The sequence below is a fragment of the Ulvibacterium sp. genome, from assembly GCF_965248315.1.
GTDB lineage: Bacteria > Bacteroidota > Bacteroidia > Flavobacteriales > Flavobacteriaceae > Ulvibacterium.
The window spans coordinates 486,030-498,671 of sequence record NZ_CBDFIX010000002.1 but is presented as its reverse complement, the minus strand read 5'-3'; the positions used below and the strand labels follow the sequence as shown (position 1 = coordinate 498,671).

Annotated in this window: 12 protein-coding genes; 6 read left to right on the top strand and 6 right to left on the bottom strand. The window is 42.5% G+C overall.

What is annotated here, in order from left to right:
- Positions 1 to 94: 94 nt before the first annotated feature.
- The gene (locus ACP2AF_RS03700; RefSeq protein ID WP_425234894.1) at positions 95 to 688 is read right to left on the bottom strand and encodes a DinB family protein; all 594 of its coding nucleotides are present in this window, start codon (positions 686 to 688) and stop codon (positions 95 to 97) included.
- A gap of 513 nt (positions 689 to 1,201) precedes the next feature.
- On the opposite strand from ACP2AF_RS03700, the gene ACP2AF_RS03695 reads away from it, so the two are divergent.
- Entirely contained in the window at positions 1,202 to 3,088 is a 1,887-nt protein-coding gene (locus tag ACP2AF_RS03695) for a metallophosphoesterase (protein WP_425234893.1), read from the top strand.
- Positions 3,089 to 3,189: 101 nt separating this feature from the next.
- On the opposite strand, the gene dcd is transcribed toward ACP2AF_RS03695, so the two are convergent.
- Together dcd and ACP2AF_RS03685 are read right to left on the bottom strand one after the other, a co-directional pair.
- Positions 3,190 to 3,708, bottom strand: a complete 519-nt coding sequence (gene dcd, locus ACP2AF_RS03690; protein WP_425234892.1) for a dCTP deaminase — start codon at positions 3,706 to 3,708, stop codon at positions 3,190 to 3,192.
- A gap of 351 nt (positions 3,709 to 4,059) precedes the next feature.
- Positions 4,060 to 4,446, bottom strand: coding sequence for a Fur family transcriptional regulator (locus ACP2AF_RS03685; RefSeq protein WP_425234891.1), 387 nt, complete (start codon positions 4,444 to 4,446; stop codon positions 4,060 to 4,062).
- A gap of 357 nt (positions 4,447 to 4,803) precedes the next feature.
- Between ACP2AF_RS03685 and ACP2AF_RS03680 the strand changes: the two genes are divergently transcribed.
- The 5 genes from ACP2AF_RS03680 to ACP2AF_RS03660 all read left to right on the top strand — a co-directional run bounded on the left by ACP2AF_RS03680 (position 4,804) and on the right by ACP2AF_RS03660 (position 10,495).
- Entirely contained in the window at positions 4,804 to 7,158 is a 2,355-nt protein-coding gene (locus tag ACP2AF_RS03680) for a TonB-dependent receptor (protein ID WP_425234890.1), read from the top strand.
- An 88-nt stretch (positions 7,159 to 7,246) separates the two neighbouring features.
- Positions 7,247 to 7,726 (top strand): thioredoxin family protein, encoded by a 480-nt coding sequence (locus tag ACP2AF_RS03675; protein ID WP_425234889.1) that lies wholly within the window; start codon positions 7,247 to 7,249, stop codon positions 7,724 to 7,726.
- Between the two features lie 243 nt (positions 7,727 to 7,969).
- On the top strand, positions 7,970 to 8,443 hold the full coding sequence (locus ACP2AF_RS03670; RefSeq protein ID WP_425234888.1) for an acyl-CoA thioesterase: 474 nt from the start codon (positions 7,970 to 7,972) through the stop codon (positions 8,441 to 8,443).
- Between the two features lie 62 nt (positions 8,444 to 8,505).
- A complete protein-coding gene (locus ACP2AF_RS03665; protein ID WP_425234887.1) occupies positions 8,506 to 9,729 on the top strand; it encodes a DUF763 domain-containing protein in 1,224 nt (407 codons plus the stop codon).
- Positions 9,730 to 9,853: 124 nt separating this feature from the next.
- The gene (locus tag ACP2AF_RS03660; RefSeq protein WP_425234886.1) at positions 9,854 to 10,495 is read left to right on the top strand and encodes a GntR family transcriptional regulator; all 642 of its coding nucleotides are present in this window, start codon (positions 9,854 to 9,856) and stop codon (positions 10,493 to 10,495) included.
- 23 nt (positions 10,496 to 10,518) lie between these two features.
- On the opposite strand, the gene ACP2AF_RS03655 is transcribed toward ACP2AF_RS03660, so the two are convergent.
- From ACP2AF_RS03655 to ACP2AF_RS03645, 3 genes are all read right to left on the bottom strand, one after another.
- The gene (locus ACP2AF_RS03655) at positions 10,519 to 11,415 is read right to left on the bottom strand and encodes a DMT family transporter (protein WP_425234885.1); all 897 of its coding nucleotides are present in this window, start codon (positions 11,413 to 11,415) and stop codon (positions 10,519 to 10,521) included.
- Positions 11,412 to 11,765 (bottom strand): arsenate reductase family protein, encoded by a 354-nt coding sequence (locus ACP2AF_RS03650; protein ID WP_425234884.1) that lies wholly within the window; start codon positions 11,763 to 11,765, stop codon positions 11,412 to 11,414. The genes ACP2AF_RS03655 and ACP2AF_RS03650 overlap by 4 nt, the downstream gene beginning before the upstream one ends.
- Before the next feature lie 149 nt (positions 11,766 to 11,914).
- Positions 11,915 to 12,613 carry an aspartate/glutamate racemase family protein gene (locus ACP2AF_RS03645; RefSeq protein WP_425234883.1) on the bottom strand — a complete coding sequence of 233 codons (699 nt, stop codon included), beginning with the start codon at positions 12,611 to 12,613 and terminating at the stop codon, positions 11,915 to 11,917.
- Positions 12,614 to 12,642 lie beyond the last annotated feature (29 nt).

Sequence of the window (12,642 nt, the reverse complement as noted above, 5' to 3'; positions counted from 1 at the left end):
AAAGAGTTTAAACATTTATTTTAAGATTATCAATCTAACAAAATCTACATTCCCTCATAAAATCCCGTGGGATGACAATCAGCCGATCTGTTCATTACCATCCATAGAATCCTTTAGGGATTATACCTTTGAGGCGCAAGTATACCACGCATTGTCCCCGATGATGGATAATGTGATTTTCCATGGCATAGAATAAGCGCCAGATGGGTATTGTATCACCGGCAAAATTACAATCGGAGAGTAGCTTTTCGGCCGAAAGAGCCTCAATGGATTGCCTTACAAAAGCGTACATCTTTTTAAGTTCTTCGGTAACATGGTCTTTGGTCATTTGTACGGGTAGCTTTATATTCTCATAAGGGTTTTTGAGGCCAGCACGTCCCGACAACTGTCCACAGGTATAGACGATACAGTGCCGCCATTGCTCTGAAAAAGTCATCACTTCATCGGTATATTTAAAAGTAAAAAAATCAGGAGGCATTTGCCCGACATTGGTCATTGTCATGATTTCGGATCGAAGCCAAGCCGTTTTCAGTTCTTTCCTGAGAGCTTCAATGGACTTTTGTTCTTCCAGGGATTCCGCATTCCCTACGAAAGCAGAGGATTTAACTTTGCTGTTGTCTATTCGACAGCCCCAGATCGAGAGAAGGCCTAAACCAAAAATATTCTTAAGGAAACCAGTACGGTTCATATTAAATTTGAGTGAAAATTTAAATTTTATTCCAGAACATAAGCCCTTTCAGCAAGCCATAGCTATGATAGCCCTTCATCCATTTTCTAGATCAAGTTCTGGGCATATAGCTAAAAATGTATCAAATTCTGACCAGATGAGCACTTGTAAACATATCATTTCCAAAGAAATGTATTAATACGGTACCTGTTGTAAAAATATACGAAAATGCACATAAATGCAATTGAGTTGCATTATCTTTAAAAAATGACCTAAGTAAAATAAAAAAAGGGTTTTTCAGTTTGGCAAAACGATAAGAGCATTATTACTTGTACTGGTGCCTGCAATTTAGTGCTGCAAGTGTGCTTGTATTTTTTATAGCCTCCCGCACACCCTCTTTACATTTTTTGGAGGCTCCAAGATAGACTTTGTCCTCATCATTTACATTATAATAATGTTTAGTATTAGTAAATAAAATTTACAAATAGTAGATTTTCCTTCGTATATCCTAAATTTGGTAAACCCTATTGATCAATGAAAAAAAAGCTAGCTGTAATCTTTGTTTTAGGGATATTGTTTCCTAAACTAGGTGCCCAAGAGTTCAAGGTTAGGCCCTATCTTCAATATTCGACCAAAACGAGCATACGTATTCTATTTGAAACCGAACAACCCACAAAGGCCGTTGTTCGCTATGGAAATGCATTGGCCGAGGCAAAAGCCCCTAATTTATCGTTAAGCGTTTCGGGCAAGGGCCTTAAAACAATGCATGAAGTAGAACTTGTTGGTTTGGAAACTGAAACCAACTATTTCTGGAAGGTCGACATTACATCCAAAAACGGAAATACCCTATCGAGCCAGGTATCTACCTTTAAAACCAATGTAAAGGAAAACACCGCCTTTTCCTTCGCTTTGGTCGGCGATTCCCAAAGGAATCAAAGAAAGGTAAAGGACACGATTGTATGGAGGCGAATTTCGGAAAGGGTATGGAATAGTAGGCCTAATTTTGTGGTCCATGTGGGAGATTTGGTCGACAATGGGCTAAGGGTTACCGATTGGACTGAGCAATTCTTGCCGGAAGGGCACCAGTTAATGAGTCGCATTCCCATGTACACGGCCCTGGGAAATCACGAAAATGATTCGGAATACTATTATCAGTACATGGCAAACCCCAAGCCGGAGTATTATTACTCCTTTACTTATGGCAATGCTGAGTTTTTTGTAATCGATACCAATCGCGATGTTTCTGAAAATTCGAAACAATATAACTGGCTGGAACAGGCTTTGGCAAAATCGACCGCTACTTGGAAAATCACAATGCACCATCATCCGCCTTATAGTTCGGAAGAAAATGATAATGGAGATACGTATATCGGGTTATCCACCTATGGTGTGGTGGCCATCCGTGACCTTGTTCCCTTATACGAGTTATACGGGGTAGATTTTTGCTTATACGGCCATGTGCATATGTATGAGCGAACCTGGCCTATAAAGGATAACATGGTCGATCAGGAGAACGGGGTGGTCTATATAAACTCAGGTGGAGCCGGAGGTCCAATTGAAGGATTCGCACCCACACGAAATTGGTTCAGTTTGGAGCAACGTCCCGTTTATCACTATTGTACGTTTACCATTTTCAACAAAACAGTCATCTTTAAAGCCATTGATATAGAAGGCCGTTTGTTCGATACTTTTCAGCTGACCAAAAAAGACAATACAGTTGTGGTCCAACCACCGGCCCCGATTATAAAAGCTGCGGAAAGCGAGTTCTTTGAGCAAACTTCGTTTTCGTTGGAAGGAGGTTTTGATAATCTGGAAATCTTTTATACGCTTGATGGAAGCCGGCCCACAACCCGATCTACCAAGTACACCAAGCCCGTACGAATTTATAAAACCACCGTTTTAAAGGCTATTGCGGTTGACCAAAACGGAAAAACAAGTAGGGTATTGACCAAAAATATCGTACATGTACCCGTATCAAAGGCACAGAAAACCGGGAAACTAAAACAGGGAATCTTATATAGATATTATGAAGGCGAGTGGGAAAAATTGCCCGATTTTAAGACCCTTCCTGTTTTGGCAGAGGGCAAGGTCAAAGATTTTGACATTACGGGGTTAAACAAACGGGAAGATTCTTGGGGCTTGGTGTTCAGCGGATATTATTACGCTGAACGCAGTAGGGTGTATCACTTTTTTACCCGTTCGGATGATGGCTCTCAATTGTTGGTCGATGATATTCTGGTTGTGGATAATGACGGTGATCACTCCATGCGGTTGGTAGAGGGCGGTATCTATCTGGAAAAGGGATATCACAGGATCGAAGTCCGTTATTTTGACAATCATCATGGACATAGTTTGGAAACGGGTTTACTTGAAAACGGCGAAAAGCGGGTATTTTCAACAACAAGTTTGTTTCATGACTAAGGTATCTCTAAGGCCTGGTAAAAAACTTCGGGAATAGTTCCCGGAATACTGGTTCCAAAGTATGGTTTTCTTATTCGTAAATATACCATTGATCGTGCTTTCTATTTGAAATCCTGATAGAGTTTGCTTGGCTGTATGCCGGTATTGTTTTGATATTTCCCATTTTTATAGGTGGTATAAGTACCATCTATATGGTGGTAATAGATTTGACAAACCTCCACATCGGGATAAATGATCAGCGGTTGCACCACAAATATCTCCAATGTCCAATACCCCTTAAAACCTACATCGCCAAAGCCCGCGGTTACATGTACAAACATACCTAGCCTACCAATGCTGCTTCTGCCTTCGAGCATAGGTACTAGCTTATCGGAACGGGTATACTCCAGTGTACGGCCTAAATAGAGCTTGCCGGGATCTAGACGTAGGCCGGTGGGCGGGATGGTTAGCTTGGACACCTTGTTTTCCAGTTTCATATCCAGCACGGGAGCATCATATACCAGCAATTCCTCATGAAGCCGCAGGTTATAACTATTGGGGTTAAGTTGTGCGGGATCATAAGGCTCTATGCTAATATCCTTGCCCATGCGAGCCGCTATTTCCGAACCACTTAATATCATTATCGCTTTTTAAATTAGTAAAAAAACCATAATCCTTTCCTTTTCCAAGCCTACGACCCAAGGACGCTGTTCTTGTTCCATTCCAAGCTGTTCAAGGCTTTTTCTATGTTACCCTTGGCGGACCGTTGCCAGTCTAGCCTTATTTTTGCCCGGGAAAAGTGCCCGATTTACCCAGATCATGAAACCCTCTACCACTTGTATGGCAGGCCAGGGGACTTTTTCATCGCGTTCTTCCGATACACGTTTTAAGGAATATCATGAATTAAAAAAACCTGATAATGCCGCCACTTTTTAACATCACCTGAACGCATGGAATTTTGTAAGAACTACACTATCTTTTTATTGATTGCGTCAATACGAAGAAATACAATCTTCACAACTACCTATCAACAAGAGCGAGACGGATTCAATTTTGTGGTTTGGAACGGTCGGAACCGGAACATCCATTGGTAGGCACACGGTTTTTCCACAATCCTGACATTGAAAATGAGGATGGGCGTCAACGTGATGTGAAGATGAACATCCATTGCACCTGGCATACCATTTCAATCCATCCCTTCCTATAAAGGAATGAAGCGTACCAGCATCTTCCAATCGATTAAGAATCCGGTACACTGTGGTTTTGTTCATTTTTGAGCGAAGCTTATTCACTAGTTCAACCACGGATACGGCTTGGTCGGTCTGCTCGATCAGGTTAAGCAAGGCATCCACCGATTTTGTCTTTCTGAATATTCCCATCGCACAAATTTATTGCAATACGGTTGCATTTACAAGTAAATCATTTATTTTTGCAACCTAGTTGCATTAAGCAGTCAAGGAATAAACCTCAACTTTTACATTGGTGCATACATAGGGCTGGAGACCCGAAAATCGAGAAAATCAAAAGCAAATTGAATCGGAATGGGATAAAACTTTTGTCGACCGAAAGAATGAAATTGTCTTTATTAGTCCGGTACCAAGGGCTTATGCACTGGAATAAAAAGATACTTCCTACACCTTATTCGACCCTATGACTATATGATAATTATTTATAATTAGTTAACGTTATTTAAAATTAATCGTATTAAAATTGCCGACAAAACGAGTATTGCCCCTATGAAAAATATATGTTTCCTCCTTCTTTTATTGACTTCCATACTTTCGGCCCAAAATGATAAGACCACTATATCAGGTAGTGTTATGAGCAATGGGCAACCTGTACCTTTTGCCAGCGTCTACGTTAAGGGTGGTACCGCAGGGACCAATGCCGATGTTGACGGCAACTATCGTTTGGATGTACCGACTGGTAGTATTACCCTTGTGATACAGGCACAGGGCTTCCGGACCCAAGACAGGGAATTGACCGTTGTGGCAAATATGGGCCAAGAAGTTGATTTTGAGCTCTTGGAAGATGTTCTGGGTCTGGAAGAGGTGGTCATTAGCGCTACTAGAAATCGAGTGGAACGAAGGAATGCCCCTGTTGTAGTGTCCTCCTTAAAACCACGGTTGTTGACCGCCACACAATCCATTACTGTAGCCGAGGGTCTCAATTTTGCACCGGGCGTAAGAGTGGAGACCAACTGCCAGAACTGCGGGTTTACACAAGTACGCCTAAACGGCTTGGATGGTGCCTATACCCAAATACTGCTCAACAGTCGGCCCATATTTACTTCACTTTTGGGAGTTTATGGGTTGGAACAGATTCCCACCAATATCATTGAACGTGTTGAGGTCGTGCGTAGTGGAGGTTCAGCCCTTTATGGCTCCAATGCTATAGCTGGCACCGTCAATATCATTACCAAAGATCCCGTTTTGAACACTTGGGAAATCGGGAGCAATATGGCCCTGATAGACGGGAATGCCCTGGACCGTATTCTTAACTTCAACGGCTCTATAGTGGCCGATGACCTCAACAGTGGGGTTACTATTTTCGGAGCCTACCGAAATAGGGAGGCCTACGATGCCAACGATGATGGCTTTACGGAATTGGTGGAACTGCGGAATACCACGGTAGGGGCCAAAGCTTTTGTAAAGCCTTCGGATAGAAGCAGGTTATCCATAAACCTAAACGCGATTCGGGAGTACCGACGTGGCGGCGACCGTCTGGACCTAGCACCACAATTTACTGATATTACCGAGGAACTCGACCATGATACGTTTATTGGGGGTGCGGATTATGAAGTAAACAGCAAGGACGACACCCGTAAAATACAAGTGTACACTTCAGCTTCCTACACGAATCGCGACAGTTACTACGGGGGATTGGGCGGGGCACGCACCCGACAAGACAGTCTATTGGCCAATAATGCTTTTGGAACCACCCAAGACCTGGCCTGGGTCAACGGTTTCCAGTTCACCAAGGCGTTTCAAAACAACGATGTACTTACGGCGGGTGCCGAATATATTTATAGCACCACTGAAGACCAGATTCCTGGTTACAACCGGCTGGTCGACCAAAGTGTCAATTCCTTGGGAGGTTATGCCCAATACGAATGGAAACCCACAGGCCATTTCACGGCATTGATAGGGGCAAGATTGGATAATGTAAACGTTGACGGGGATTATGCCATTGGCGGTATTGAAAGGGGATTGGATTTGAGCCAGACTGCACTTTCTCCCAGACTCACCCTGTCGTATCAAATTTCCGAGGGAATACGCTTACGAGGTGGCTATGCGCGGGGATTCAGAGCCCCCCAGACCTTTAATGAGGACCTGCACATTTCCAGTGTAGGTGGGGAGCCACAATTTGTCATCCTATCCGATGACTTGGACACCGAGTTTTCGAATGCATTTACAGCTTCTTTGAATTATTCCAAAGCGGTAGATTTATTACAAATAGACTTTTTGGCAGAAGGTTTCTATACTACATTGGAAGACCCTTTTACCCTGGTAAGCACAGGTGCCGTTTTGGGAAATGGCTCCATCCTCGAGGAAGTACGAAACGGGGAGGGAGCACGGGTGTTTGGCTCCAATTTTGAGCTAGGGGTTTCCCCGGATCCGGAATGGCGCTTTCAACTGGGAGGTACACTACAAAGGACCGAATGGGACGAACCCCAAATCCTTTTTGAAAGTGATGGTACACCTGGTGAAAGCGATATCATCATCGACGAGTTTGTACGCGTTCCAAACTTTTACGGATATCTAAATACAACCTGGATTCCCAGTGAAGCCTTTAATATAGATGTTACGGGTACATATACGGGAGGAATGACAGTGCCAAGGGTAATTAGTGATACAGGGTTTTTGGAGTTGAACGAGGTCAATGCGTTTTTTGACCTGAACATTAAATTGGAAAAACACTTCGATTTCAGCGATTCCTTTATGGTTACCGTTTCAGGAGGGGTTACCAACCTTTTCAATAGCTATCAGGACGATTTTGAAACCGGCCCCACACGGGACTCCGACTATATTTATGGCCCCGATGCGCCAAGGGCTTTCTTTTTAGGGTTAAAGTTTGGTAAATTGCATTGATGGCGGGATTGGCTTTTTAGAAGGACAATGGCCAGCATATCCAAATTCTTTAAAGCCCCAAAGTAGAGGTGACTTTTATCAAGATATGATGAAATATAGATTAATTGGTTTTATTTGCCGTACGATGCTGCTTTTTTCTTTTTGGGCGGGGGCACAGGAAAATCATATCGACTGGCTCAGTTTTGAGCAGTTGGAAGACTCACTTTCCGTAAAGCCAAAGAGGGTTTTTATAGATTTTTACGCTGACTGGTGCGCTTACTGCAAAAAGATGGATAAGGCTGCTTTCAAGGATTCTAAGGTGATTTCCAAATTGAACAGCGATTATTACGCCGTAAAAATGAACGCCGAGACAACGGACACGATCGTATTTGGGGGGGAGACTTTTGTAAACAAACAATTGAGAAAGAAAAGAAACCCGACCCATGACATTCCTTTGCTTCTAGCCTCTCGCGAAAACTACCCTTTTTCCCTTCCCGCTATAGTTGTTCTCAATAAAAAATTTGAAGTGACCGAAAGATATTTCGAATACCTTTCCCCAAAGCAAATGCTAGAAGCTTTGGAGGATTAAGTAGGATGAAACCGGAGGCACCAAGGTAAGTATCATGGACGGATCAACAATCGTTCCTAAAGAGCATATCTACAAGTGTGGCGATAACGGAACACCACTTTGGCATATTCAATCCTTACTAAGAGGACTTCAATGAAACTCCTAAAACGGTTGAAACGGTAAAATTAACGTAAGCTATGTTTTTGTTTTTCTAAAAGGATGTATTTTTGAAACTTTTATGCATGCATAACAAAAGTTGAAAAAATGTACCTAAAGGAATTCGAAGTTCGTTGGAGCGATGTTGATGCCAATAGACACTTGGCCAATAGCGCCTATATCAATTTTATGAGCCATGCCCGTATGAGTTATCTCATGGAACTGGATTTTGACCAAAGGATGATGGCAAAGTATCAAATTGGCCCGGTCGTTTTTTATGAGCACATGTATTATTTCAAGGAGGTTTTTCCCGGAAAACCCATACGCGTCTCGCTGGAAGTGATGGGGATGAGCGAGGATGGAAAATTCTTCGAGTTCCACCATAATTTTTATGATGCCAAGGGAAGAAATGTGGCCTATTGTGAGATGATGGGGGCATGGACGAGCTTGGAAACCCGAAAACTGATTGGTCTTCCCCAGGAGTTACTTCAAGTATTCAATTCAACGGAAAAACCAAAAGACTTTCGAATTCTTACAAAAGAGGATACCCGAAAATTTGCCAAGACGCCGCAGGATCTTTAATCATCTCTTGGAGTTGATCAAATATTGGAAAAATTCCATATATTTGGTGATATTCCATAACTATGATGCAGCGCTCGGGTACGGCAGATTTGGCATTGCATGGCGGGGCCATTCCACCATGGCTCTTTAGCAGGATGAAACAACTTACCTTACCTCTTGTAGAGGCCATTATTATCCAAAATGGAAAGGACGATTTTCTGGAGCGGTTGGCAAATCCCTTTTGGTTTCAGAGTTTTGGAACGGTCATTGGAATGGACTGGAACTCCTCTGGGGTAACCACTGCCGTTATGCGTGCATTAAAGCAGGCAGTCAATCCTGTTTCAAAGGAATTGGGAATCTACATATGTGGTGGAAAAGGGAAGAAATCCCTCCACACTCCAAAAGAACTTCTAGAAGTAGGCTATAAAACTGGATTGGATGGTAATCATTTGGCCCAATGTAGCAAGCTAAGTGCCAAGGTGGATAACACCGCCTTACAGGATGGTTTTAACCTTTACTTACACAATTTTGTGGTAAGCGATACGGGTAAATGGTCCGTAATCCAACAGGGAATGCACAACTCAAATGGTATGGCACGAAGGTATCATTGGCATTCCGGAAACCTGAACTCTTTTGTGGAGGAACCGCATACAGCCATATGCGGAAAAAATCAGGGTTCTATTCTAAACTTGGTACACAAGGAGGCCAGGGCTACCCGAAAGTCTGTCATGGATGTTTCCAAGGAACACCCTGACAGGATATTGAAGGAATTACCACATCTATTTGTACCCACATACCATGAAGTCCAAGCAAAGGACGTAGACCTAAAACGTTTAGGCAGTATCCTCTGGTTGGCGCAGGAGAATGAAACAAAAACATTTGAAGAGCTTTTGTTACTCAAAGGGATGGGCCCTCGAACCTTACAATCATTGACCTTGGTAAGTGAAATTATCCATGGGACACCATCGCGATTTTCGGATCCCGCCCGTTTTGCCTTTGCCCATGGAGGCAAGGACGCCACTCCATTTCCGGTACCCGCCAAAGTATATGATGAAACCATTGCCGGTCTGAAGGACGCGGTCCAACATGCAAAAATCGGTAATACGGATAAAATTAAGGCTATTCATAAACTTACGGATTTGGCCCAAAAGGCTGAAAAGGGTTTTCAACCGAATGCGAATTTTGAGGCTTTGGTCAAAAAGGAAAAAGAGGAATCCTATAAATATGGGGGGCGAAGCATTTATGGGTTTGCTAGGCCAAAAAGCAGCCTCCAGCTGAATTTATTTGATGCCAACAAGGACGAATAGAACGCTTTTCATTTTATAAAGTATCATTTCCATTTAAGCTTCCACCACAATCTTAGTGTGGTGAAACAAAACAATTATAGCTTAAATTTTGTATACCGTATACAAAATTTAGTATTTTTGAAGTATGCGCATTACTGCAGATGAATTGAGCAAACAGGCCTATAAGAAGGTCAAAAAAATGATTGTTTCCAAAAAATTGTTGCCGGGCCAAAAAATCGTCCAGGAACAATTGGCCGACAAACTGGGCATTAGTAGAACCCCTTTACGTTCCGCCTTGCAGATGCTCGAAGCCGAATCATTGATTAAATCCATACCGCGTAGAGGGGTCATCGTCAGGGAATTCAGCGCTACGGAAATCATTGAAATCTATGATTGTCGCATAGCCTTGGAAAGTATGGCGACCCGATTGTTTACCCAAAGGGCGGCCCAATCTGAAATAGACCGGTTACGAAGTTTGTTATTACCCTTCGAAAGGGGAAATATCGATACCGAAGCCTATCAAAGAGCGGATAGTGAATTTCATAAATCCCTTATAAAAAACTGTGGAAACGAATTTTTATACAACCTGTTCCAGAAGGGGAACCTCTTGGTTTGTATCGATATGATTGGATTGGTGCGCCCGCCACAGGAGACCTTGGAGGAACATTTGGATATTGTTTCGGCCGTCCGTTACCGCGATGCCGACCTGGCCGAAAATCTGATAAAGGACCACTTGGACAAATCAAAGCAATTGATTTGTAAAAAAGGACAAATGCCTTTTTTTTAAGATACTTGGAAGAATAAACCTATTTAATTCGATTGTGGCCTCGGTTTTCTGCTGGCCAAATAGACACCCAAAAGTACCAAACAGGCCGCTGCTATTTTTAGGGTCGTTAAACTGTCTTTTCCTGTAGCCACGGCATATAGAATTCCAATAAGCGGTTGTACATATACAAAGGCACTCAAGGTAGACGCCTTTAATTGTGTCAGCGCAAAAATATTAAAGAGATAGGTACAGAAAGTGGTTCCTACCACTACAAAGGCTATGCGCCAGATCGCGTCAAAAGGCAAGTTGGCCCAATCGATTTGGGTGACTTCGGTATACCCAAAAGGCAGACAAATAAGGATTCCAAGCGTAAATAGCCATTTCATAAAGGTAAATGGATGGTATTTGGCGATCAATATTTTTGCCACAATAAGATAGGAGCCATAGAAAACCGAGTTCATAAAAATTAAAAAGTTGCCCAAAGGAATATTAGGCGCATCCTGCCGAATCTCGGAACCAAATACAATAAGTCCAAGGGCGCCAAGAAGACCAATGGCAATACCCAAAACTTTTTGGGGGAGGATTTTTTCCTTGATGAGCAAAGCCGATAATATCAACACAATTATAGGTGTAATCGTGATTAACACGGCACTGTTGATGGGTGTTGATAGGGCCAGCCCCTTAAAAAAGACCAACATATTTACACCCATGCCCAGAACAGCGCAGACCAACATTCGTAAATAATCCTTTTTTTCAATTTTCTCCTTAGGGCCAAAAATTGAAATTGCCCAAAACAAGATGGCCGCCCCTACAACACGGAACATAATGAAAGCAAAAGGTTGTATATAGTGGGGCATTGCTCCTTTGGCAATGGTATGGTTAAGGCCATAGATAGTTGTGGCACCTACGGCGGCTAATATGGCGAGAGTTCGTTTGGTCAAGAGTGTAAAGCTGCTTTGGCAGCCTCGACCACCTTTTTGCTGTTTCCAATAAAAATCTGGTCATCTATCAAAATTACCGGACGCTTCAAAAAAGTGTAATGATCCAAAATTAAATCCTTATAGTCGTTTTCGGTGAGGTTTTTCTCCCCAAGATTGCGCTGGCGAAAAAGCATGGCCCTACGGCTAAACAAAGCCTCATAACTGCTGGATAGCTTATGCATTTCTTCCAATTGTGCAGGGGTTATGGACTCCGTTTTTATGTCCTGTAACGCTATTCCGTCCAAGGGTCCCAACTCTTTGAGAATACGTTGGCAGGTAGTGCATGTGCTTAGGTGGTATATTTTCCGCATGGAATACATTTTTGATTAACAAATGATAGATTTGAACCTCTATCCAATGGATAGATCAAGCTGAAAGAAATCCAAATTGACCTTATAAGTCCAATAGATTGCAAAGAAACCAATTTCTAATAAGATAGTCTACACCTTCCAATAGTAATCTAGGAATTCGCCAACGCAAAATCCACTGCTTTTTGTGCATGGATTAGGGTGGTATTAAATGTTGGGATTGCTACGTCAGATTCCGAAATCAACAAAGGTAATTCTGTACAGCCTAGGATAACACCTTCCGCTCCTTTTGTAATGAGGTCTTCAATGATTTGGATACAAACCTGCTTTGAGGCCTCGGCAAATTTGCCCTTGACCAGCTCGTTGTAAATAGTGTTATGGACAATTTGCCTTTCCTCTTCAGATGGAATGATTATCTTTAAATGGTATTTATCCTGTAAAATCTTGGTATAGAAATCCTTTTCCATGGTAAACTTTGTGCCTAACAAAGCCACCTTTTTTAGGCCTGTAGCCTGGATCACCTCACCGGCTGCATCGGCAATATGCAAAAAAGGAATGGCCGTAGACTGGGTTATACGGTCGCTTACCAAATGGATCGTATTGGTACAAAGTAAGGTCATGTCCGCACCGGCCTTCTCCAGCTTAACGGCATGATTGGCCATAAGATCACCGATTTTATTCCAGTTTCCCTGAAAGGTAAGTTCTTCGATTTCCGAAAAATCAACGGAGGTCATAATGCTCTTTGCCGAATGGGAACCCCCTAGACGTTCCTTGACAATCGAATTGGTATACTCATAATATATCTTCGAGGATTCCCAACTCATACCCCCAATTAATCCTATTGTTTTCATAGTTATTTTGTTTTGGACATTTCTAAGGC